The sequence below is a fragment of the Streptomyces sp. TN58 genome, assembly GCF_001941845.1.
Taxonomy (GTDB): domain Bacteria; phylum Actinomycetota; class Actinomycetes; order Streptomycetales; family Streptomycetaceae; genus Streptomyces.
Genome location: NZ_CP018870.1, coordinates 6,194,453 through 6,217,217, shown reverse-complemented (window position 1 = coordinate 6,217,217; position 22,765 = coordinate 6,194,453). Strand labels below are relative to the sequence as shown.

Annotated in this window: 19 protein-coding genes; 7 read left to right on the top strand and 12 right to left on the bottom strand. The window is 74.3% G+C overall.

All coding sequences use genetic code 11. The features are described 5' to 3' along the window. The first annotated feature begins 119 nt into the window (after positions 1-119). Positions 120-1,718: an RNA polymerase sigma factor gene (locus tag BSL84_RS28010; RefSeq protein ID WP_075971420.1), complete on the top strand. Its 1,599-nt coding sequence runs from the start codon at positions 120-122 to the stop codon at positions 1,716-1,718. A gap of 96 nt (positions 1,719-1,814) precedes the next feature. Here BSL84_RS28010 and BSL84_RS28005 read toward each other — a convergent pair whose 3' ends face one another. The 5 genes from BSL84_RS28005 to BSL84_RS27985 form a co-directional block, all read right to left on the bottom strand. Continuing rightward, positions 1,815-3,632, bottom strand: coding sequence for a DUF2201 family putative metallopeptidase (locus BSL84_RS28005; protein ID WP_075971419.1), 1,818 nt, complete (start codon positions 3,630-3,632; stop codon positions 1,815-1,817). Beyond that, a complete protein-coding gene (locus BSL84_RS28000) occupies positions 3,629-4,690 on the bottom strand; it encodes an ATP-binding protein (protein ID WP_030036949.1) in 1,062 nt (353 codons plus the stop codon). The genes BSL84_RS28005 and BSL84_RS28000 overlap by 4 nt, the downstream gene beginning before the upstream one ends. A gap of 178 nt (positions 4,691-4,868) precedes the next feature. After that, positions 4,869-6,242: an amino acid permease gene (locus tag BSL84_RS27995; RefSeq protein WP_075971418.1), complete on the bottom strand. Its 1,374-nt coding sequence runs from the start codon at positions 6,240-6,242 to the stop codon at positions 4,869-4,871. A 75-nt stretch (positions 6,243-6,317) separates the two neighbouring features. After that, positions 6,318-8,522, bottom strand: coding sequence for a phage holin family protein (locus tag BSL84_RS27990; protein ID WP_079273319.1), 2,205 nt, complete (start codon positions 8,520-8,522; stop codon positions 6,318-6,320). Between the two features lie 112 nt (positions 8,523-8,634). After that, positions 8,635-9,039: a hypothetical protein gene (locus tag BSL84_RS27985; RefSeq protein ID WP_030036953.1), complete on the bottom strand. Its 405-nt coding sequence runs from the start codon at positions 9,037-9,039 to the stop codon at positions 8,635-8,637. A 141-nt stretch (positions 9,040-9,180) separates the two neighbouring features. On the opposite strand from BSL84_RS27985, the gene BSL84_RS27980 reads away from it, so the two are divergent. Together BSL84_RS27980 and BSL84_RS27975 are read left to right on the top strand one after the other, a co-directional pair. Next, positions 9,181-9,957, top strand: a complete 777-nt coding sequence (locus BSL84_RS27980; RefSeq protein ID WP_045322414.1) for an MBL fold metallo-hydrolase — start codon at positions 9,181-9,183, stop codon at positions 9,955-9,957. Positions 9,958-10,022: 65 nt separating this feature from the next. After that, positions 10,023-10,628 (top strand): DedA family protein, encoded by a 606-nt coding sequence (locus BSL84_RS27975; RefSeq protein ID WP_030033004.1) that lies wholly within the window; start codon positions 10,023-10,025, stop codon positions 10,626-10,628. A gap of 24 nt (positions 10,629-10,652) precedes the next feature. On the opposite strand, the gene BSL84_RS27970 is transcribed toward BSL84_RS27975, so the two are convergent. From BSL84_RS27970 to BSL84_RS27960, 3 genes are all read right to left on the bottom strand, one after another. Beyond that, positions 10,653-11,756: an MBL fold metallo-hydrolase gene (locus BSL84_RS27970; RefSeq protein ID WP_045322415.1), complete on the bottom strand. Its 1,104-nt coding sequence runs from the start codon at positions 11,754-11,756 to the stop codon at positions 10,653-10,655. Between the two features lie 73 nt (positions 11,757-11,829). Then, the gene (locus BSL84_RS27965; RefSeq protein WP_045322416.1) at positions 11,830-13,047 is read right to left on the bottom strand and encodes an aminotransferase class I/II-fold pyridoxal phosphate-dependent enzyme; all 1,218 of its coding nucleotides are present in this window, start codon (positions 13,045-13,047) and stop codon (positions 11,830-11,832) included. Between the two features lie 120 nt (positions 13,048-13,167). Further along, a complete protein-coding gene (locus tag BSL84_RS27960) occupies positions 13,168-13,740 on the bottom strand; it encodes a TIGR03086 family metal-binding protein (RefSeq protein WP_030031767.1) in 573 nt (190 codons plus the stop codon). 194 nt (positions 13,741-13,934) lie between these two features. On the opposite strand from BSL84_RS27960, the gene BSL84_RS27955 reads away from it, so the two are divergent. Both BSL84_RS27955 and BSL84_RS27950 read left to right on the top strand, forming a co-directional pair. Beyond that, complete coding sequence (locus tag BSL84_RS27955) at positions 13,935-14,783, top strand: methyltransferase domain-containing protein (protein WP_075971417.1); 849 nt, start codon at positions 13,935-13,937, stop codon at positions 14,781-14,783. 96 nt (positions 14,784-14,879) lie between these two features. Beyond that, positions 14,880-15,266, top strand: coding sequence for an LppU/SCO3897 family protein (locus tag BSL84_RS27950; protein ID WP_075971416.1), 387 nt, complete (start codon positions 14,880-14,882; stop codon positions 15,264-15,266). Here BSL84_RS27950 and BSL84_RS27945 read toward each other — a convergent pair. The 3 genes from BSL84_RS27945 to BSL84_RS27935 form a co-directional block, all read right to left on the bottom strand. After that, the gene (locus BSL84_RS27945) at positions 15,256-17,226 is read right to left on the bottom strand and encodes a DUF5107 domain-containing protein (protein WP_075971415.1); all 1,971 of its coding nucleotides are present in this window, start codon (positions 17,224-17,226) and stop codon (positions 15,256-15,258) included. The genes BSL84_RS27950 and BSL84_RS27945 overlap by 11 nt on opposite strands. Before the next feature lie 58 nt (positions 17,227-17,284). Next, a complete protein-coding gene (locus tag BSL84_RS27940) occupies positions 17,285-18,190 on the bottom strand; it encodes an arginase family protein (protein WP_075971414.1) in 906 nt (301 codons plus the stop codon). A gap of 63 nt (positions 18,191-18,253) precedes the next feature. Further along, positions 18,254-18,811: a GNAT family N-acetyltransferase gene (locus BSL84_RS27935; protein ID WP_045322419.1), complete on the bottom strand. Its 558-nt coding sequence runs from the start codon at positions 18,809-18,811 to the stop codon at positions 18,254-18,256. Between the two features lie 40 nt (positions 18,812-18,851). Between BSL84_RS27935 and BSL84_RS27930 the strand changes: the two genes are divergently transcribed. Both BSL84_RS27930 and BSL84_RS27925 read left to right on the top strand, forming a co-directional pair. Then, positions 18,852-19,574, top strand: a complete 723-nt coding sequence (locus BSL84_RS27930) for a hypothetical protein (RefSeq protein WP_075971413.1) — start codon at positions 18,852-18,854, stop codon at positions 19,572-19,574. A 108-nt stretch (positions 19,575-19,682) separates the two neighbouring features. Beyond that, positions 19,683-20,741, top strand: a complete 1,059-nt coding sequence (locus BSL84_RS27925; RefSeq protein WP_030030250.1) for a vWA domain-containing protein — start codon at positions 19,683-19,685, stop codon at positions 20,739-20,741. A gap of 19 nt (positions 20,742-20,760) precedes the next feature. Here BSL84_RS27925 and BSL84_RS27920 read toward each other — a convergent pair whose 3' ends face one another. Then, positions 20,761-22,758, bottom strand: coding sequence for a prolyl oligopeptidase family serine peptidase (locus tag BSL84_RS27920; RefSeq protein WP_075971412.1), 1,998 nt, complete (start codon positions 22,756-22,758; stop codon positions 20,761-20,763). Positions 22,759-22,765 lie beyond the last annotated feature (7 nt).

Here is a 22,765-nt window from a genome sequence, read left to right as displayed (position 1 = left end):
GATGAACCGACAGGTGTCCTCGCGCGGCCCGGAATACAGACCCCCCTCGGGTCTGTTTCCCGAGTTCGCGCGATGATGTCCCGCCCACCTCCTTATCTGTTCGCAACGAGAGGCTCCTTGTGTCGCTCAGCCCGTCCCGTACGTTCCCTCCGGAGATCGCCGAATCCGAGGCCCTGGTAGCGCTCGTCGAGCGCGGCCGCGAGCAGGGTCACATCAACGGTGACGACGTGCGCCAGGCCTTCGAGGCCGGCCGCATCCCGGTGGACCAGTGGAAGCGGGTCCTGCGCAGCCTGAACCAGGTCCTCGACGAGGAGGGTGTCGCCCTTCACGTCAGCGCGGCCCCCGCCACCAAGGCTGCCGCCAAGAAGCCCCGCAAGGCTGCCGCCGCCCCCGCCCGCACCGTGGCCAAGAAGGCCGCCGCCGCGCCCCGCCCCATCGGTGCCCGCAAGACCGCCGCCACCGCCGCGGCCACCACGGTCACCTCCACGGCTTCGGCGATATCCGCTCCGTCGGCCGCCGCCGCGGCTGCGGAGGCGGCGCCGGCCGAGGCCGCCGCCGAGCCGAAGAAGCGCACGGTCAAGAAGACCGCCGCCAAGAAGACCGCCGTGAAGAAGACCGCCGCGGCGAAGAAGACCGGTGCCAAGGACGCCGACGAGGGCGAGACCCCGGTCGTCGAGGGCGAGGACTGGGCGGCCGAGGACCTCGTCGACGAGGCCGAGGAGGAGACCCCCAAGGCCGGCGCCCAGGGCTTCGTGCTGTCCGACGACGACGAGGACGACGCCCCGGCCCAGACGGTCATGGTGGCCGGTGCCACCGCCGACCCGGTCAAGGACTACCTCAAGCTCATCGGCAAGGTGCCGCTCCTCAACGCCGAGCAGGAGGTCGAGCTCGCCAAGCGCATCGAGGCCGGCCTCTTCTCGGAGTACAAGCTCGAAGAGGAGGAGGACCACAAGCCCGCGTTCAAGCGCGAGCTGGAGATCCTCGTTGAGGACGGCCGCCGTGCGAAGAACCACCTGCTGGAGGCCAACCTCCGCCTCGTGGTCTCCCTCGCCAAGCGCTACACCGGCCGCGGCATGCTCTTCCTGGACCTGATCCAGGAGGGCAACGTCGGCCTGATCCGCGCGGTGGAGAAGTTCGACTACACCAAGGGCTTCAAGTTCTCCACGTACGCGACCTGGTGGATCCGGCAGGCGATCACGCGTGCCATGGCCGACCAGTCGCGCACGATCCGCATCCCCGTGCACATGGTCGAGATCATCAACAAGCTCGCCCGTGTGCAGCGCCAGATGCTCCAGGACCTGGGCCGCGAGCCCACCCCGGAGGAGCTGGGCAAGGAACTCGACATGACCCCCGAGAAGGTCATCGAGGTCCAGAAGTACGGCCGCGAGCCGATCTCCCTGCACACCCCGCTGGGTGAGGAGGGCGACAGCGAGTTCGGTGACCTCATCGAGGACTCCGAGGCGGTCGTGCCGGCGGACGCCGTGTCCTTCACGTTCCTCCAGGAGCAGCTCCAGTCGATCCTGGGCACGCTCTCGGAGCGCGAGGCGGGCGTCGTCTCGATGCGCTACGGCCTCAACGACGGCCAGCCGAAGACCCTCGACGAGATCGGCCGCGTGTACGGGGTGACCCGTGAGCGCATCCGCCAGATCGAGTCGAAGACCATGTCGAAGCTGCGCCACCCGTCGCGCTCGCAGGTCCTGCGCGACTACCTCGACTGAGCCTGCTCCTGTACGAAGCCCCCGCCCCGCCGTCCGGCGGTGCGGGGGCTTCGTCGTGACGGGCCACGCGTCCCGCACCGCCGTGACGGGCGGGGGTCAGGACAGGCGGAAGACCGGGCCTTTGGGGGTGAAGGGGAGGGTGGCGGCTTCGGGGATCAGGAAGGCGTGCTCGCGGGGGATGCGGAGGGTGTCGCACCAGCCGTCCGTGATCACCAGCAGCGGAGCCGCCGGTGGGAAGTCGTCGGCCCGGTGGAGCAGGTCGACGCCCGGCTGGAGGACGGTGCCGCCGCGGCCGCGGACCCGTACGCGGCCCGCGATCTCCGCCGGCGGCACATAGCCCGCGTCGTACGGCGCCGCGTCGCAGAACACCACGCGCGCCGCCGGTACGTCGCGGGCCTCGGCGTACGAGGCGATCGCGCCCAGCGCCTTGCCGAGCAGGGCGGCGTTCATCGACCCGGAGGTGTCCAGGACCACGCCGAAGGTGCAGCGGGCGGTCTCCTCGGGCGGGAAGTACCGGCCCGCGCGCGGGATGTCCGGGGTGGAGGCCTGGCGGCGCGCCGGGCGGGCGTAGGAGCGTACGGCCTGCGGCCTCGGCACGTACTCGTCGAACCAGCGGGCGAGCCGGGCGTCCCACGGCACCGGCGGGTGGGCCAGGGCCCGGATCTCCTGGACGAGCCCGGCGGGCAGCAGCCCCCGCCCGCCGTGTACGTGCAGGTCGAAGCCCTGGACGAGGCCGCGCCGGTAGAACTCGTCGAGGTCGGCGTAGGGGCGCCCCGCGCCGTGCGCGAGGGGCTCGCCCAGGATGTCCCCGGCGCCTCTGCCCCGCAGGGTGGCCAGGCGCCGCATCCGGCGCAGGTCGGTGGCGATCCGGTCGTAGACCTCCTCGACGGACAGCCCGCGCAGCGACGGGTCGTGCAGCAGCCCCTCGGGCATGCTCCCGATCCGCATCTCCACCAGCCAGTCGTTGACCACGTAGTCGGCGGCGACGTTGTGCAGGTACGGGTCACGGGCGCCGCGGCGCCCGCCGTGGCGCAGGGCCGCGTGGAGCATCTCGTGGGCCAGGATGAACCGCCACTCCTCGTCGTCGAAGCTGCGCAGCGGGTTGACGTAGATCTCTCCGGCGGCGGCGCTGACGGCCGCGATGGAGATGTTCTGGGCGCGGGCCAGTTCGGCGTCGGCGACGACCGTCAGGCCGGCGGCGAGCCCGCCGAGGAGGGGGTAGGAGGACACGAACCAGTTCAGGGCCCGGTCCCAGGGGCGCTGCTCAACCCGCTCGCCGGTGGTCCGGTCGCGGCGGCCGCCGGCCACGTCCATGGCGGCGGAGACACTGCGGGTCAGGGCGGCGGCGAAGCCGGTCTGCCAGTCGGGCACGGTGGTGTCCCAGGTCCGCCAGGGGACCAGGACCTGGTCGGGGTGGCGGCCGGCCGTGCCACAGTGGTCGTAGGCGGCCGGGATGCCGTCGCGGCGCCAACGGGGGGCGAGCTCGTCCTCGTCGCCGCCGGGGTAGGCGGCGGGCAGTTCGTCCGGAGCGCGGCCGACGGGGAAGGTCAGCAGGAAGCGGTTGACGACCGTGCAGCGGGCGGCGAGGTCGAAGCGGTCCGGCTGGGGCCGGTCCTCGTCCTTGGCTGCCGGAACGTGGCCGAAGCCGAGGTGGAGCAGGGCATGGGCGATGGCCCACGCCCACTCGCGGGGTTCGGCCCGGCGGGTGGGGTGGACGTGGACGACGCCGTTGGAGGTGACGGCGGCCAGCCCGTCGGCCGGAGCCCGCGGGCAGCCGGACTCGCGGCAGACCTTCCCGTCGAGGGCGCCGAGGGCCGGGTTCCGCATGACCAGGGCCAGGCCCTCGGCGAAGGCCTGGGCGGCCGGGTCGGGCTTGGCCGCGGCCTTCGCCCGGGCCTTGGCGCTCCGGCTCACCGGCGGGCCTCCACCAGCCGCGGCATGTCGCGGGCCGCCTCGATCAGGAACCAGCCGGGCAGTACGGGCAGGCCGTCGGCGTCGTCGGCGATGACGGTCTGGGCGACCTCGACGGAGATCTCGGCGAGCTGGACGAGCAGCGACTTGAAGCGGTGGGTGTGCTGGCGCAGGGCGGGCGAGACGTGCTCCTTCTGCGCGGGGAGCTCCTTGAGCAGGCGGCCCCGGAAGGCCTCCGCGAGGTAGTAGAGCAGGTCGCGGTCCTGGAGCCGGGCGGGCCAGGAGGCGTCGCCCTTCAGGATGGCCTCGATGCCGAAGGTGTGGCGGACGATCTTGGCGTAGCCGCAGAAGGAGACGGCGTGCGCCGGGGTCAGGGTGCCGTGCGCGACCACCTTGAGGGTCTGCTCGTCCAGCTCCGCGCCGAAGGAGTGCAGGGCGTCGGAGAGCATGTGCCAGGAGCGCGGGGTGGAGAACGGCTCCTCGGTCTTGGGCGGCTGCGACCAGAGGTGGTCGGGGCGGTCGGTGAGGTAGTCGGTGACCCAGGGGTGGATGCCGTGCTCGCCGGCCCACACCAGCCAGTCGTGTGCGGACGCCTGGAGGTGGACGTGGGTGAGGCGGTTGACCAGGGCGGAGGCGATGGGCCGGGCCAGGGCGTTGTCCGTGGCGCGGTTGCCGGCGCCGATCACGATGGAGCCCGCGGGCAGCTCGTAGGAGCCGATCCGGCGGTCGAGGATCAGCGAGTAGAAGGCCTTCTGGACGTCCGGGCTCGCGGCGTTGAGCTCGTCGAGGAAGAGGCAGTACGGCTCGTCGCGGGCGATGGCCTCGGGCGGGCAGAAGACGGAGCGGCCGTCGCGGATCTGCGGTACGCCGATCAGGTCCTCGGGGGCGAGCTGCGTGCCGAGGAGGCTGACGCACTCCAGACCCAGGGAGTCGGCGAAATTCCGCACGAGCGAGGACTTCCCGATGCCGGGCGCCCCCCAGAGGAAAACGGGCCGCACGGTGGCGAGGCCGAGCAGCAGTTCGGGGATCTGGGCGGGGGTGACGGTGACGGCAGCCTGCACGGGCGGGGATGTCCTTCGGGGTGGGGCGGTGTGTGGTGCGGGCCAGTCTGGTCGCACCACACACCGTCCGGCATCCGGTTTTCCCGGGGCCGCAGCCCCGATCGACCGCCGCCCCGTTCACGCCTCCAGGAGGCGCTCGGGCTTCTCCTCGTTCAGGGCTTCCACGCTATCGCGCAGGTCAGGCGGCTGTCCGCTGCCTGCGTGCGGCCATCACCGCGTAGACGGCGACGCCCGCGAAGAGGAACAGCACGCCCTGGTAGACGGCGGCGTATCCGGAGCCCGCCACCAGCCACAGGGAGAAGCCGAAGGCGACGGCGGCCAGCGCGCCGTCGCGGGCCAGGCGGCCCCGGTGGACGCGTTCGCCCCGGCCGGAGAGCAGGAAGTAGATCTGGGCGGCGGTGGAGAGCAGGTAGGGCACGGTCGCGGTGAAGGTGGTGACGAGGACCAGGATCTCGAAGACGCCGTCGGAGCCGGCCGTGTAGTTGTAGACGGTCAGGGCGGAGGCCAGGGAGGTCGTGACGACGACGCCGACCACCGGGACGCCGCGCCGCTTCTTCTCGAAGGCGCGGGGGAAGAGCCCGTCCTTGGCAGCGGCGTACGGGGTCTGGGCGCTGAGCAGGGTCCAGCCGTTGAGGGCGCCCGCCATGGAGATGACGGCGGCGCAGGCGACGAGGGTGCCGCCCCAGGTGCCGCCGAACATGGCGTCGACGGCGTCGGTGAAGGGGGCTTCGGAGGCGACCAGCTTGTCGTGGGCGACGAGTCCGAAGACGGAGAGGGTGCCGAGCAGGTAGACGGCGGCCGCGCCGGCGGTGCCGAGGATCGTGGCCCGGCCGACGTTGCGGGCGGGGTCGCGGACCTCTCCGGCGCTGACGGCGGCCGACTCCACGCCGAGGTAGCTGAAGAGGAGGATCGCCGCGGAGGCGGAGAGCGCGCCGGCCGGGCTCTGGCCGGTGGCCTGGAACGGGCCGAGGTTGTCGGGGTCGAAGAAGAACAGGCCGCCGACGGCGACCAGCATCAGCGGGGCGAACTTCAGGACGGTGGCGACGAGTTGGACGGCACCGACGTAGCGGGTGCCGGCCAGGTTGGCGAGCGCGGGCAGCCACTGCATGGCCAGGGCCGCCAGGCACATCGACCACTTGTGCGTGCCGATGGCGGGGAAGAGGACGCAGAGGTAGCCGACCGAGGCGACGGCGAGGGCCGCGTTCGACACCCAGCTGGTTATCCAGTAGCTCCAGGCGGCGAGGAAGCCGGCGAAGTCGCCGAAGGCGGCGCGGGCGTAGACGTACGGGCCGCCGGTCTGCGGGTGCCGGTGCGCGAGGCGGCCGAAGACGAGCGCGAGGGCGATGGCTCCGAGGGTGAGCACCGCGAAGGCGACGAGGCTGATGGTGCCGAAGGGGGCGACGGAGGCCGGGAGCAGGAAGATGCCGCCGCCGATGATGTTGCCCATGACCAGGCAGGTCGCGATGGGCAGGCCGAAGCGCCGGGCATGGGGGTCGCGGCCCGGCTCGGGGGGTGCGGTGGCCTCGGCGGGCAGGGCTGCGGTGCTGGTCATCGGTGGTGCGCCTCGGGTCGTCTCACATGGTGGGCGGGTCGACACATGGTCGGCCACCGTGCGGGGCGTACCAAATCAGCGGGTTTCGTCCCGTGCGGGCGACCCCTCGGAAGGAAGGATTCCGCCGAGGTGGCCGTTCGGCGGGGAAATCTGCGGCGCCTCTCGCGACGGCCGCTCACCGCCCTCCCCCGCGGACGTCTCCCCCGCCGGGGCCTCCCCCACCCCGGGCACTGCCGCCGCCGACGTTCTGCCCGCCGCCGGGGCCACGGGCACCTGCGGGCCGTCCGCCTCCCTCAGCCAGCGCCGCAGCACGCCGTGCACCGCCTCCGCCCCGACCAGCTCCGCCCCCGGGTCCGAGAGCGCCGCGGGCCACATCAGGAACGGGCGGCCCTGCTCCCCGCCCAGGCCGCCGTGCGACCCGATCTGCTCCTCGAAGGCGTGCACCTCGCCCGTGTCCGGGTCGTACGCCGAGTTCACCATGATGTCGGCCACGTGCGGGAAGGCGTCGGTCCGGCGTACGGCCTCCACCGCGCCGGGGCCGAACGCGGCGAGCATCCGCTCCGCCTCGCCGGGCGCGTCGAGCCGGGCCTGCGCCCCGTCCGGGCCCAGCACCACGCCGTCCACCAGGAGGAAGCCCACGCCCGGATGGTTCGCCAGGGTCGCCAGCAGTGCGGGGTGCGTGCGGTCGATGCGGGCCCGGGAGGCCCGGCCGGGGATGTCGGGGAAGGAGATCAGGGCGAGGTTGCCCGAGGCCAGCACCACCGGGTCGGAGCCGGGCCCCGGGTGGGCCTCCTCGTCCTCCTCCACCGGGCGGTGCAGCGCCGCGAGGACCGCCGCACGGGCCTCGGCCCCGCTGTGGGTACGGCCGGCCTTGCGGGAGACGGGCAGTCCGCAGCCCGCCCGTACGAGGTCCTTCAGGGTCAGACCGTAGCGTCCCAGGAAGGTCTCGCCCGGGCTCTGACCGTGGTCGGAGAGCAGCACGATGCGGTACGGGCGGGGTGCGTGCTCGGCGACCCGGGCGATCAGCGCGAGGCTGCGGTCGAGGCGTTCGAGCACCTGGTCGGTGTCCCGGCCGCGCGGGCCCGAGTGGTGGGCGACCTCGTCGTAGGCGACGAGGTCGGCGTAGACCACGGCACGGCCGGCGAGCACGTCCCCGATCACCGCCGCCACCACCACGTCCCGTTCGATCACGGTCGCGAAGGCCCGGATCAGCGGGTAGAGCCCGCCGCGCGACACCCGGGGCCGGTCGTCGCGGATCCGGGCCCGCAGGGACTGGACGATCTCCCGGACGGCGTCGGAGACGAAGGACAGGGCGGTGCGGACGGCGTTGGCCGGATCGGAGAAGTACGCGAAGTAGCCGGCTCGGGACCGGTTGGCGCGGCCCCGCCGCGCCGAGACCGAGAGTACGAGTGCCAGCTGGTCCGCGCCGCCGCTGAAGAGGTTGCCGCGGCTGGCCCCGTCGAGGGTGAGCAGTCCGGCGTCCCCGGTGCGCGCGACGGCCCGCCGCTGGAGCTCCGCGGCGCTGGTGGGCCGGTTGCAGACCACCACCTCGCCGGTCTCCTTCTCGTACCAGCGGAAGGCGGGCACGTCGAAGGTGGAGCCGTGCAGGATGCCGAGCTGGCTGGCGCCGGTCTGGCTGGACCAGTCCGTGCGCCAGGGCATGACACGGTGTCCGTGCTCCAGCCAGCCGGCGACGGTGGGCATCAGCCCGCTGTCGCAGGCCTCGCGCAACACCTCGTGGCCGACCCCGTCGAGTTGGACGACGACCAGCCCGGGTGCGGGCGGGCGGTTCCCCGGCGCGTCCCCGGATGCCTGACGCCGGCGGCGCCGGTCGGCGAGCCGGTAGAGCCGGCGCCGGTACGCCTCGTCGTCGCGCACGGCGAGCGCGGTGGAGGTCGCCGAGGCCACCGCCGACATCACGGCGGCCACCACGACCGCGGTCTCGGGTGCGGCCTCGCCCCGCCCGTCGGGGATCAGCCGGAGCGCGATCAGCAGGAGCGAGCCGTTGAGGAAGAAGACGAGCAGCCCGAGCACCAGGGCCGGCACGAGCAGCAGGGCCCGGACGACCAGGGGCCAGACCAGGGCGCTCAGCAGGCCGAAGGCGCCGGCGCCCCACGCCGCGGTGAGGCCGATCCGGGTGATGCTGTCGCCGTCGTCGGACTGGAGCCGGAAGTCCGGCAGGATCCCCGCCAGGGCCAGCATGGTGAGGGTCGACACCGCCCACACGAGGAGCACCCGTACCAGGGTGCCGCCCGTGGTCCGCCACCTTCGTCGCCGCACCGTGCCACCCCCTGGGTCGTGTCCGCCTCCAGGCTCGCACAGCGGCGGCGGCCCGGCCGGGCGGCGGGAGGGGGCGCAGAGGGGAACGGGGGCGGCCCGGCGGGCGCGGCGGTCAGGTGCCGTCGTAGCCGGCGGTCGGCATGGACAGCCGCCGGTGCACCTCGGCCTTCATCTCGGAGGTGTAGCGGGGCTCTTCGGCCCCCGCGGTCTCCAGGCGTACGCCGCGCCGCTCGCACTCGGCGGTGAACTCCTCGACGCAGCTGACGGCTCGGGCCAGCACCCTCTGGTTGGCTGCGACGAAGAGTCCCACCCGCCCGGCGTCGATGTCGGACCAGAAGCCGCAGTGGTCGGCGCGCAGCCCGTAGACGAGCAGCTGCCTGGCCACGACGTAACCCCGGTCGGCGGCCCAGCGCGCGCACACGGCGTACTGGCCGCGGGTGTCCACGGCGAAGGGGTCGGCGTCCAGGTCTTCGAGCGGGGCCAGGCTGGCGATCGCGGCCACGCGCAACTCTTCCATGCCGCCGGACCCTACTCCGATCCGCCGCCCGAGAGGAGGGGCTGCCCGTTTCCGGTTTCCGGAGCGGTGGCGGGAGCCTGCGGCCCGGCATGATGGGTAGGACAGTCCGAGCTGCCGGTACGGCGAGGGAGGGAGGGGCTGGTGGCGGTGGAGATCACCTGGTGGGGCCATGCGGCGTGCACCGTCGAGGATTCCGGGGTGCGGCTGCTGACGGATCCGCTGTTCACGCGACGGCTCGCGCACCTGCGGCGGCGCCGCGGGGCGCTCCCGCCGCCCGAGGCGGCGGTGGCGGACGTGGTGCTGGTGTCGCACCTGCACGCGGACCACATGCACCTGCCGTCGCTGGGGCGCCTCGCCCCCGGGACCCGGCTCCTGGTGCCGCGCGGGGCGCGGCGGGCGGTCCCTGGGCTGGCCCGGCTGGCCGGGCAGCGGGGGCTGGTGGTGACGGAGACGGCACCGGGCGAGGAAACCGCCGTCGCGGAGGGCGTACGGGTCCGCGCGGTCAGCGCCCGGCACGACGGGCGGCGGCTGCCGTTCGGGCCGCACTCCGCTCCGGCTCTCGGGTACGTCGTCGAGGGCGCGGCGCGGACCTACTTCGCCGGGGACACCGGGCTGTTCGACACGATGGCCGAGGAGGTGGGGCCGGTGGACGTGGCCCTGCTGCCGGTGGGCGGCTGGGGTCCGTACCTGGGTCCCGGGCACCTGGACGCCGGGCGGGCGGCCCGGGCGCTGGCGCAGCTGGCCCCGGCGGCCGCGGTGCCGGTCCACTACGGGACGTACTGGCCGGTGGGGATGGACGGGCTGCGGCCGCACGAGTTCCACGCGCCGGGCCAGGAGTTCGAACGGCTCGCGCGGCGGCTGGCGCCGAAGGTGACCGTACGGGTCCCGGCGCACGGCGAGCGGGTGCGGCTGCCGTGACGCTCCGCGACCTCGCTGCGGCGGCAGCGGCGACGGCCGCGGGGACGGCCGCGGGGACCGGCCAGGTGCCGCCGGAGAGCACCCAGCAGGCTGTGGGGTACCCGGCGTTGTTCCTGCTGGTGGCGCTGGGCGCACTGGTGCCGGTGATTCCGACCGGGGCGCTGGTGAGTTCGGCAGCGGTGGTGGCGTTCCACCACCAGGCGCCGCCGTACGGGGTGCTGCTGGTGTTCGCGGTGTCGGCGGCGGCGGCCTTCACGGGGGACCTGACGCTGTACTGGCTCGGGCGTCGCGGGGTGCGGTCACGGGGCGGTTCGCGGTGGCTGGAGGCGTTGCGCGGCCGGGCCGCGCCGGAGCGGCTGGAGCAGGCGCAGGCCCGGCTGGACGAGCACGGGGTGACGGTGCTGGTGCTGTCCCGGCTGGTCCCGGCGGGCCGGATCCCGGTGATGCTGGCCTGTCTGCTGGCGGAGTTGCCGCTGCGCCGGTTCGCCCGCGGGGACGGCCCCGCGTGCCTGGCCTGGGCGGCGACGTACGGACTGATCGGCATCCTGGGCGGTTCGCTCTTCTCCGAGCCGTGGAAGGGCGTGGCCCTGGCGGTCGGCCTGGCGCTGCTGGTCAGCGCGGGCCCCGCGGCATGGCGCCGGCTGCGCCCCGATCCGCCGGAAGCGGCCTGACGGCTGTCCCGCCACGTATGGCCCTCAGTGCTCCGGGCGGGCGGCGCCCGGCGGCGGGCCGTCGGGGTCGGGCAGGGTGCGGGAGGCTCCGACCGGGAGGTCCCAGAGGTCTTCGCGGGGAAGGCCGGCATCCGACCAGGCGGCCCGGGTGCGGTGCAGGGGCTCCATGACCGGTTCGGCGGAGAGCACGAAGGCCGCCCAGTGCATGGGGGCCATGCGCCGGGCACCGAGGTCGAGGCAGGCCTGGACGGCTTCCTCCGGGTCGGCGTGCACGTCGCCGAGCCACCAGCGCGGCGCGTAGGCGCCGACGGGCAGGAGCGCGAGGTCGATGCCGGGGTGGCGGCGGCCGATCTCGCGGAACCACCGGCCGTAGCCGGTGTCCCCCGCGAAGTAGACCTTCCTCGGCACCGGGCTGAGGGTGTCGGTGAGGAGCCAGCCGCCCCACAGGGACCGGCAGGTGTCGGTCAGGGACCGCTTGGACCAGTGGTGGGCGGGGACGAACTCGAAGCGTACGCCGTCCAGTTCGGCCGCCTCCCACCAGTCGAGGTCGGTGACCCGGGTGAAGCCGCGGCGGCGGAACCAGCCCGCGAGGCCCGCCGGGACGAAGAGGGCGGTGTCGCGGGGCAGCCGCCTGAGGGTGGGGGCGTCGAGGTGGTCGTAGTGGTTGTGGCTGATCACCACCGCGTCCACCGGCGGCAGGTCCTCCCAGCGCACCCCTACGGGCGTCAACCGGGCCGGGGTGCCGAGGATCCGGCGGGACCAGACGGGATCGGTCAGCACGGTCAGTCCGCCCGTCCGCACGACCCAGCTGGCATGCCCGGCCCAGGTGACGGACACCTCGCCGGGGACGGTCCGGGGCAGCGGGCCGGGCTCGTACGGCAGGTCCGGGATGCCGCGCAGGCCTTCAGGGCCGGGTCGGAAGGCGCCCTCGCGGGCGAGCCGGGCGAACGCGCGGACTCCGGGCAGCGGGGCGGTCAGCCGGTCGGCGAACGAGCGGGGCCAGCGGCGGTGTTCGCCGATCGGGCGGGGTGCGGACGGGCGCGCGGCCCGCGCGGCGGCCGGGCGTGCGGGCCCCGCGGAGGGGGCGGCCGGGGCGGGTGCGTGGGCGGCGTCCGTCCGGTCGCTCATCGGCTTCTCCGTTCCTTGGTCGCGGGGTTCGGGGCGGGCCGGGGCGGCAGCCCGGGGTCAGGCCGGCCCGGGGTCAGGCCAGCCCGGCCAGGACCGCTCCGAGGTGGTCCAGGGAGCTGCGTACGTACGGCAGTTCGAGCGGATCGCGGGCGGTGAGGGCGGCCAGCCGCTCCTCGGGGGTGGCACCCAGCAGCGGCCCCGTGGACAACCGCACCCGCAGTGCGCCCAGTTCGTCCGCGAACCGCTGCCCGCCGGGGGTGGGTGCGCCGAGCCGCCCGCCGAGCCAGTCCTCCAGTTCCAGGGCGTCCCCGACGCCGTGCCGGGCGAGCCCCGCGCGCAGCGGGGTGAGGTCGGCGTAGAGGTGCCGACCCGCCTGCGGGGGCAGGGCCAGGGCTCCCGCGGCGCGGATCTCGCGGTGCGCGGCGGCGGCCACCCGGCCGTGCAGGCGGGCGGCCGCGCGGGCGCGGGCGGCGACGGCGTCGGGTTCGTCGAGGGCGTGCGCCGCGGCGCCTGCGACGGGTCCGGCGACCGTCGCGCCGGTGGCGGTGAGGACGTCGAGGGTGTGGGCGCGCAGCCGGGACCCCTGCCCGGTGGCGGGGAAGCGGACCACCGCGGCGGGCCAGCCGGCCGGCAGCAGCGCCCCGGCGAGGTCGACGAGGACGGCCGTCTGCCCGGGAAGCATCTCGGCGGGGCTGAGGACGAGGTCGTCATGGGGCCGGTGGACGGTGTCGCGCCAGCTCTCGTCGCTGACGACGAACAGCCCGGCGGCCTCGGCGGCCTCGCACGCCTCGCGTACCAGTTCGGGCGGGGGCACGGTGGCGGTCGGGTCGTCGGCGACCGACAACAGCAGCACCCGCGGGTCGCCGCCCTCGGCGCGCACCCGCCGTACGGTCTCCAGCAGGGCGTAGGGGTCCGGTACGCCGCCGCACTCGGCGGGAGTCGGTACGTGGTAGGCCCGCCGGCCGAGCAGTCGGACCTGCGGGGTCCACCAGGCGGGGCAGGGCCTGGGCAGCATCACGTCGCCCCCGCACGCCCCGAGGAGGGCCAGGAGGAGCGGCGGGGCGCCGGGGCCCGCCGCCACGTCCTCCGGGGCGGCGGCCAGTCCGCGCCGCCCCCAGTACCGGCAGGCGGCCTCGCGCAGCGATGCGCCGCCGCCGGGGGGCTGGGGTGAGGAGCGCCCTGCGGCCGCGCCGAGGACGGAGACGAGTTCGGAGAGGACGGGCAGGCCGGGCTGTGGCGCGGGCGGGCCGTAGCGGACCGGGCCGCGGCCCTCCGCCGTCGTGCGCTGCATCCCCTCCACCGCTGTCCGCCTTCCGCGTTCGTCGCGCCGCACTCCGCCGACCCTGACCTTTATACGATTGTTTGGGCGCCCGTGCCCGTTGTCGGGGGCCGTCCGCCGCGGCCTCGGGGCTCAGCCCTTGCGCCCCACCATCGCGAGCAGCCTGGTCTGCGCGTCCGCCCCCGGCGGGATGTCGACGGGCTCGGCGAACATGCCACTGGCCGCGAGTGCGTCCACGTGCGGCATGACCTGCTTGACGGCGAACTCCACGAGGGTGGCGGGCAGCCGGTCGTCGGCCCCGATGCCGCGGCAGAGGTCCCACGTGTGGACCACGCAGTCGGTGGTCAGCTCCGAGCAGTACGACGACCCGGGCGCGGGCCCGTAGGAGAGCCGCACGGTCCGGTCCAGCGCGCCGGACGCGGCGAAGGCCGCGTGCGCGGCGCCCGAGGCGCGGTCCCACACGGCGACCGGGTCGTCGCCCAGGACGTCCCCGGAGAAGGCGTCGCCGAGCTCGTCGGCGGTGCGGCCCTCGGTGACCAGCGGCGGGACCCAGAGCTGTTCCGCGGTGACGTGGTTGACCAGGTCCCGCACGGTCCACTCCGCGCAGGGGGTGGGCGCGCCCCACTGGTCGCGCCGGACGGCGCGCACCCGCTCTCCGAAGAGGCGCAGCGCTTCGGCATGCCGTTCGAGCAGCGTGTCGGACATGGCTACCACCGCTCTCCACCGGAGTGACATCCCCCTGGGGCAACTCTCCTCGCCCCTGTCCGGCGCTGCCACCGACCCGGCCGACCGCCTTGGAACACAAGCTGTCTGTCCACATGTCAAAACGCATATCTCACATGACGAACTGATCGCCTACGGTGGTGCCAACGCTTCGACGAGGAGGGGCAGGTAGCGCCATGGACGCCACGAACGGCACGGACGCCGCGAACGCCGCCGGGGAGACCGCCGTCTACACGCACGGCCATCACGAGTCGGTCCTGCGCTCGCACCGCTGGCGCACCGCCGAGAACTCCGCCGCCTATCTGGTCGGCGAGCTGCGCCCGGGGCTGGCCGTCCTGGACGTCGGCTGCGGCCCGGGGACCATCACGGCGGATCTGGCGGAGCTGGTCGCACCGGGCGGCCGGGTCACCGCCGTCGACGCCGCCGAAGGCGTCCTGGCGCAGGCCCGGGCTCATGCGAAGGAGCGCGGGCTGGAGGGCGCCGTGTCCTTCTCGGTCGCGGACGTGCACGCGCTGGACTTCCCGGACGACTCCTTCGACGTGGTCCACGCGCACCAGGTGCTGCAGCACGTGGGGGACCCGGTACGGGCGCTGCGGGAGATGCGGCGGGTGTGCCGGCCGGGCGGGGTCGTCGCCGCACGCGACGCCGACTACGCGGCGATGACCTGGTACCCGGCGACGCCGGGGCTGGACGCCTGGCTGGACCTGTACCGGCGGGTGGCCCGTGCCAACGGCGGCGAACCCGACGCGGGCCGCCACCTGCGGGCCTGGGCCCGGCAGGCCGGCTTCACCGACGTGGCCTCCTCGGCCACCGCCTGGTGCTTCGCCACCGCGGAGGAGACGGCGTGGTGGTCCGCCCTGTGGGCCGACCGCACCAAGGCCTCCGCGTACGCGGACACCGCCGTCCGCGGCGGCCAGGCGACGCCCGCCGACCTGGACGCCGCCGCCGAGGCCTGGCGCACCTGGGGCACCTCCCCGGACGCCTGGTTCGCCGTCCTGAACGCCGAAATCCTCTGCCGCGCCTGACCCTGCCGGGTCTCCGCGCGGGGCTGCCACCTGGTGATATAGCGTGCACACGCCAACGCGCACTCGCGCCCGCACGCCCACCGGGAGACCACCCGCATGACCGAAGCGCCGCAGCCGTCCGTCCGTCCGGCGCCGTCGACCCGAAGCCGGAAGGCGCTCATCGCGAAGATCGCCGTGATCGCCGGCGTCGTGATCGCGCTCGGCGCCGGTGCGGTGTACTGGTTCGTCAGCCGAGCCGACCTCACCCGGGCCGAGGTCGGCGACTGCCTCACGAATCAGGGGAATCTGATCTTCCCGGACATGCGGCTGGTCGGGTGCGGGGCCTCGGACGCGGAGTTCAAGGTGGTCCGGGTGTTCCCCGACAGCAAGGACCACTCACGGTGCCAGGGCCTGTCGGACTTGGGTTTCAACGAGGAGATCGACAACAACCGGCACCGGTCCGGCAGGCAGTTCATCCTCTGCCTCGACGACATCAGGGAGTAGCCGGCCGCATGCGGAAGTCGTAGTGGGACGGCAGGGGGCAGTCGGTGAGCGTCGTCCAGAGTTCGGACAGGGTTTCCTCGCCCTCCCTCAAGTCGGGGAGTTCGAAGCCGTCCTCGAAGACCCTCCGGGCCGCCCGGACATGGCCCTCCGCGGCGAGCAGCCGGGCCGCCAGCAGCCGGAAGCGGCCCTGTTCGCGCAGGGCCGGCCGGAGCCGGTCCCAGACGGACCGGGCCTGCGCCGGACGGCCCGCCGCCAGGAGCGCGGTCATCGCCTCCCGGCCGAGCGCCGACTCCGCCGCCGCCCACGGCTCGCCCCCGCGGCTCTCCGCGGCCAGGTCCTCGAAGGCCGCCGCGAACCGGTCGGCGGCCCGCTCCGTATCGCCCGCCAGCGCGTCCGCCACCGCCAGGCACCGCAGCAGGGGCCACTGCGAGGGCGCGAGCGCCAGCCCCCGTTCCCAACTGCGCACCGCCTGGGCGGTGTCCCCCGCATGCCACTGGGCCACGCCCAGGTGGTACTCCGTCAGCGGGTCCGCGGGGGCCGTCTCCAGCATGTCCCGCCAGTGCGCGGCGACCAGGCTCGGGCCGGGCGGGACCACCCGGCGCGAGGCGGGCAGCACACCCTTGCGCCACAGTTCCAGCCAGGGCTCCTGCTCCTCGCCCAGCGTCGACTCCTCGAAGGGAGTCCCGGGCAGCCGGTGGCCCGCGCACAGCACCTCCAGCGCGCCCCAGCCCGAGCCGGCCGCCAGCCGCTCCCCCGGTTCGGTGTCGGCCCGCCCGCGCCACGCCTCGTACGCCGCGTCCACGTCCGCGCGCGGCAGTACGGCGTCCAGCGCGCCCTCGGCGGCGCCGCGGGCCGCCGCCCAGTCCGCGCCGTGCACCGCCGACGGATCCGCCGACAGCGGCCCGTACGCCTCCAGCCAGCTGAACTCCGCCCCGCCCTCCAGCCGTACGTGCTCCAGCTGGGTGCGGGCCAGTCCGGCCTGGATCTCCGCGTAGCCGCCCGTGCCCGGCTCGGTCAGCCATTCCTGCCAGCGCCGCCCGCCGCCGCCGGCGCCCCACACGAACAGCTTGCGCCCGCGCAGCCGCCCGGTGGAGGTCTGCACCAGCCCGTGCCCGGCGGTGTCCAGGGAGGCGATCCAGGGCCGGGCCCCGTCCGGGACCTCGTAGAAGTAGTCCGCCGGATACGCGCTGCGCAGCGGGTACGTGCGGTCGGCGCCCTCCCACTCCGGCACGGGGATCCTGCGCAGCGAGCGCTCGTACCCGAAGTGCCAGGCCTCGTCGGCGGGGGCCAGGACGCGGCTGCCCGCGTCCTCGGGTACGGCGGTGTTGGACCACCAGTAGACGGGCGCGGGCCGCTCGTGCGGGTTGCGCACGCGGACGCCGGCGTACAGGAACGCCGAGTCGTGCGGCAGCCACAGGTCCACCTGGAACGGCAGGTCGCGCAGCCGCTCCCACTCCCACAGCCGCACCATCACACCGCCGTCCGGGGCCGGGACCAGCGCCGCGTGCAACGGGACGCAGGACAGGGCGGTGTGCCCCGTCGCACCGGTGTTCCACTCGATGCCGCCGGAGAACCAGGCACCGTTCAGCGCGAAGTTCGCGGGCTGGAACACCGGGTTGCGGTACAGCAGTTCGCGTCCGGTGGGCAGGTGGACCAGTGAGTGGACGCGCCCGCCGAGGCCGGGGAGCACGGTGGCCCGCAGGTGCTCGTTCTCGATGACGACGGCGTCGAACTCCCGCTCCGCGCGCTCCCGTCCGTACCCGTCGCGGATGCGTACGGGCAGCAGGGAGCGCAGCGGCTCGTAGCCGATCTGCCGGGCCATGTCGCGGGGCAGGCCGTCGCGGGAGCGCTCGTCCAGCACGTGCGCGCCGTCGGGCGCGTGCAGGGCGGGCAGCGGGTTGTCGGGGCCCAACAGGGCAGCGGGCAGGGTCAGTACGGCGCGTCGGACGGTGGTGGCCATGGGGAAATGGAACACGCCTCGGCGGCCGGTGCACAGGGGTTCGGCGGATCACCACCGGTCAGGATGACGCGAAGGCCCCCGCCACCAGATCGGCGAGCAGCGCGCCCGCACGGCCGTCGGGGTCGAGGTCCGGGTCGTAGATGGTGACGTTCAGTCCGACGCACCGGGGCGACCCGACGAGGACGGCCAGCAGTTCGGCGACCTCCTGCGGCCGCAGGCCACCGGGGTCGGGGCTGTCCACGGCGGGCATCACCTCCGGGTCGAGCACGTCGGCGTCCAGGTGGACCCAGAAGCCGTCGGTGACGGGCGGGTGCAGCCCGTCCAGGGCCGACCGCGCGACGGCGGCGGCACCCCGCCGGCGGATCTCCCCGACGGTGGCGGCGAAGATCCCGGCCTCCGCCAGCTCCAGGAGGTCCGTGTCGCCGTCGCGCAGCCCGAAGAGCCGTACGTCCTCGTCCCGCAGGTACGGTGCGAGGCCTTCGAGGTCGCTGAGGGAGGGCTGCCCCCGGCCGGTGGCCAGGGCCAGCTCCTCACCGCCCGCGGCCCCGACGGGCCCGTTGACGGCGGTGTTGCCGGGGTGGCGGAAGTCGGCGGAGCCGTCGACGGCGGCGAGGCCGTAGCGGCCGGTCCGGCGCATGGCGAGCGAGGCTCCGAGCTGGATGGAGCAGTCACCGCCGAGGACGACGGGGAACTCCCCGACCCGCAGGTGGCCTTCGATCCGGTCGGCGAGGGTGACGGTGTACGCGGCGAGCGCTTCCGCGTTGAAGACGCCGTCGCCCTCCTTCCAGTCCCCGAGGTCGTAGCGGGGCGGCACCACGACGCCCCCCTCGCGTGCCCCGAGCCTGCCCAGCAGCCCCTGTTCGCGCAGGGCGCCCGCGAGTTTGTAGACGCCGGGGACGACTCCGGGGGCGGGCGGCCGCAGACCCAGGTTGGACGGGGCGTCGAGCAGTACGAGGGTGCGCATCCCCTCATCCTGCGCGAAACCGCGCCGCGGCGGCAATCACCGGCCGGCCGCGGGCCGGCGGTGTCATCGGGGGCGCGGCATCCCGGCGGTGACGGCCCAGCGTTCGTGGTCGCGCCAGGCGCCGTCGACCCGGAGGAAGTCCGGGGAGAGGCCTTCCAGCCGGAAGCCGGCGCCCCGGACCAGTGCGATCGAGGCGGTGTTGGCGGGCTGGACGTTGGCCTCCAGGCGGTGCAGCCCCAGGCCGTCCCCGGCAGGGGCGAAGGCGTGGTCGAGGACCAGTCCGAGGGCTTCGCGCAGGAGCCCGCGGCGGGCGGCGTGCGCGAAGGCGCCGTAGCCGAGGGCTCCGCACTGGAAGGCGCCCCGGACGATGTTGTTGACGTTGACGAAACCGGCCAGGGCCCCGGTGGCGAGCTCACACACGAGGAACCCGGCGCGGGCGTCCTTCTCGGTCAGCCCGGCCGCGTAGTGCTCGTACTCCTCCACGGTGTCGGGCGGGAACAGCCAGGGGCGGTGGAGGTCCCGGCTCTCACGTACGCGCGCGGTGAACTCGGGCCCGTCAGCGAGCCGGTAGGGCCGCAGGCCGACGCGGTCGCCCTCCCGGACGTAGCTGGAAAAGGTCATCGCCCCAATCTAAGGGCTGTGACACCATCGGGCGGTGATCATGGACGAGACGAGTGCGGCGCTGCGCCGCCGGGCCGCGCTGAACAACGCCGGCTGGTGCGACGCCGTCTGCCGCGCGCACGGCCTGTCGCCGCGGTACGACGGCGGGGACCTCTGGCTGAGCACGGTACGGACACCGCCCCTGTACCCCGATGCCGTGACCCTCGACGCGTCCGTCCCGGCGCGGAGCCTGCTCCGGTCGGTCGACACCGGCTCCCCCGGCTGCTCGGTGAAGGACTCCTTCGCCTCCCTGGACCTGTCCGGGGACGGCTTCGAGGTGCTGTTCGAGGCCCAGTGGATCCACCGTCCGGCGGGTGCGCAGGCCCCGGCGGCGGCTCCGTCCGCGCCGGAGTGGTCCGAGGTCCGCGACGCCGCGGAACTGACGGCCTGGGAGGCGGCGTGGGACGGCGAGGAGGCCACCGGGCTGTTCCGGCCCGCCCTGCTCGGCGGTGACACCGCCTTCCTCGCCGGCCGCGTCGGCGACCGGATCGTCGCCGGAGCCGTCGCACACACCTGCGCCGGCGTGGTCGGCGTCTCCAACCTGTTCGCCCGTGACGGGGTGGGCACCGACACGGCCTGGGCGGGCGTCCTGACCGCGATCGCCGCCCGCCGGGCGGACGCCCTGCCCGTGGTCGGCTACGAGCACGGTGAGGACCTGGACAGCGCCCTCCGCAGCGGGTTCACCGCGATCGGCCCGCTGCGGGTCTGGCTGCACACCGCGTGAGGAACGCCTTTCAGGGCTGATCGCCTGATCGCCCGTCAAGCTCCGTTGTCAGTGGCTCCACCTACTGTGAGGACATCACTCGGGGAGCTTCGGAAAAGGAGCGGAATCATGTCCGCAAACAGGATCCAGCACAAGGTGAACCACGTCGCGCTGGTAGTGGACTGTTCGGGTTCCATGCGTCAGCACCAGAACCAACTGATCCGTGTCGTCGACGAATTCGTGGCGGGGCTGAAGACCGAGTCGGACAGCCTCGGCCACGAGACGCGCATCAGCCTGTATTCCTTCGACCACCAGGTGGAGAACCTGGTCTGGGACATGGACGTGAAACACCTGCCGTCCATGCGGGGCCTCTACAAGGTGAAGAACGGCGCGACCGCCCTCATCGAAGCCTCCCTGAAATCCCTCGACGACCTGGGGCACATCTGGGAGGAATACGGCGAGCACAGCTTCCTCCAGATCGTGGTGACGGACGGCGAGGAGAACGCCTCCGGCGGCGACCGCCGGCACGACGGCGACATGAGCATCCTCGGCCCCTGGCTCGACCGGATCACCGCCAGGATGGGCACGCTCCCGGAGCACTGGACCTCGGCGATCCTCGTCCCGAACTCCCTCGCCAAGCGGACCGCACAGAACTACGGCTTCCCGGCGGGGAACATCGCCATCTGGGACGCGGATTCCCAGGAGGGCGTCAAGGAGGCGATCGGCACCGTGCGCGCCGCCGCCACCAGCTTCCTGCGCGGCCGTGAGAAGGGTGTGCGCGGTACGAAGAACCTCTTCGCCGTCGGCCAGGACATTTCCGTCGACGACGTGAAGGCGAATCTCGAACCGATCGCGTCCGACAAATACCGGCTGCTGGAGGTCGACGCGGACATGAACATCCGCTCCTTCGTCGACGCCCAGTCCGGTGTGTCCTACGAACGCGGCTCCTGCTACTACCAGCTGGGCAGCCGGGTCCAGGTCCAGGCCGACAAGGAGGTCATCGTGGTCGAGAAGGAAACCGACCGCGCGTACACGGGCGACGCGGCGCGCAGCCTTCTGTTCGGCAGCGGAATTCAGGGGACCGTATCGGTGAAGGCGGGCCACAATCCGGAACTGGAGGTCTACGTGCAGAGCCGTTCGGTGAACAGGAAGCTCAAGGCGAAGACGCGCCTGCTCGTCATGCTCTGAGTTCCACCCCGATCCGCTTTCACGGGGACGTCTCCAAAGCGAGCCGCGGCACGTCGGTGCGTTCGATCCCGAAGACCTGGGCGTACAGCGACAGTTCCGCCTCCAGAGCCCGGACCATGGTGTCGGCGCGGCGGAAGCCGTGCCCCTCGCCCTCGAAGGCCAGATAGGCGTGCGGCACCGGCCGGCCCCGCATCGCGGCCAGCAGCCGCTCGGCCTGCGCCGGCGGGCACACCGGGTCGTCCAGCCCCTGCAGCAGGACGAACGGCGCCGTGATCCGGTCGGCCCGGGCGACCGGTGAGCGCTCGCGGCACAGGACGGGGAGGGTCTGCGGCGGCCCCGCCAGGCTGTCGACGTAGTGGGATTCCAGGTCGTGGGTCTCCTCGGCGAAGCCGATCAGATCCAGCACCGGGTAGATGACCGCCGCGCAGGCGTACAGGTCCGTCGCGGCCAGCGAGGCCGCCGCCGTCCAGCCGCCCGCGCTGCCGCCCCGGATGGCGAGCCGGGCCGGGTCGGCGGTGCCCTCGACGGCCAGCGCGCGGGCCACCGCCGCGCAGTCCTCCACGTCCACCACGCCCCACTGCTCGCGCAGCCGCTCCCGGTAGGCGCGCCCGTAGCCGGTGGAGCCGCCGTAGTTCACCTCGACCACACCGATCCCGCGCGAGGTGAAGTAGGCGATGTGCAGGTCGAGTACGGGCGGCACGTGCTCGGTGGGCCCGCCGTGCGCCCACACCACGTACGGGGGGAGTTCGTCGGCGGCCGCCCGGCAGGCCGGATGGTGCGGCGGGTAGACGTGTGCGTGGACCTGCCGGTTGTCCGGGCCGTGGAAGGTACGGCTCTGCGGCTCGGGGTAGTAGGCCGGGTCCACCGGGTCCGGGCCCTGGGCGCCGACCACCCGGGCGTGCCCGCTGGCAGTGTCCAGCTCGACCACCTCGTAGGCGCTGCGCGGGCTGGCGGCGACCCCGTAGACCCGGCTGCCGTGGACTGCGAGCGTCGGCTGCCAGGCCGTCCACGGCCCGGCCGCGTCCACCAGGTCGCCGCTCTCCGGGTCCAGGATGCCGAGGACCGAGGAGCCCTGGCCGTGCAGCACGGCGACGAGCCCGTCGGGGAGCGGGGCGAGCCAGCGCAGTCCCGGCTTCCACAGGGCTCCCCCGAACTCCTCCTCCCGCGGGCACAGGTTGACGGCGGATCCCGTGTCCGGGTCCACCCGGTACGGGTTCCACCAGCCGCCGCGGTCGCTGACCGCGAGGAGGGTTCCACCGGCCGTCCAGTCGACCTGGGCGACGGACTCCCCGGGGCCGCCGAGGACGGTCCGCGCCCCGGCCAGCCGCCCGTCGGCGGTGACCTCGGCCAGCTGGAGCCCGGTGCCGTCCCAGGGCATCAGGGGGTGGTCCCACACCAGCCAGGCCGCCCGCCGCCCGTCCGGCGAGAGACGGGGGCCGGTGGTGAACCGGTGCCCGCCGTCGGTGAGCTCCCGTACCGCCGTCCGGTCCCCGGCCGCCGACCCGTCCAGCGGTACGGCGGCCAGGACCCGGCGTACGTCGGTCGGCGCGGGCCCGGTGAACTCCTCCAGCACGCACCACACCTCCCCGCCGCGCACCACCGGGTCCGCCCAGCGCAGTCCGCCGCCGGTCCGGGACACGGGGGTGAGGGGCCGCGGCTCGGGGGCGCCGGGCGCGTCCGGCTCGTACGCGTACAGCCGCTGGTCGGGGAAGTGGACGAAGACCAGCAGGGGTCCGCCGTCCGCGCGCTCGGCCCCCGCCCAGGGCAGGCCGCCGTACTCGGTGACGCGGCTGCGCACGTTCCATGGTGCGGGCAGCTCGCTCACCTCGCTGCCGATGCCCGCGGGACGGCGGCGTACGAGGGTGCGGCGGCCCGCCTCCCGCGGCCGGGGCTCGGTCCACCACACCTCGGGGCCGACCGTGCCGAGGTACTCGGGCCGCCCGTCGCGCGAGGCCGCGAGGCCCGCGTCGATGGGCGAGGGCCAGCTCCCGTACGGGCTGGTCGGTGCGGCGGACATCACCGGT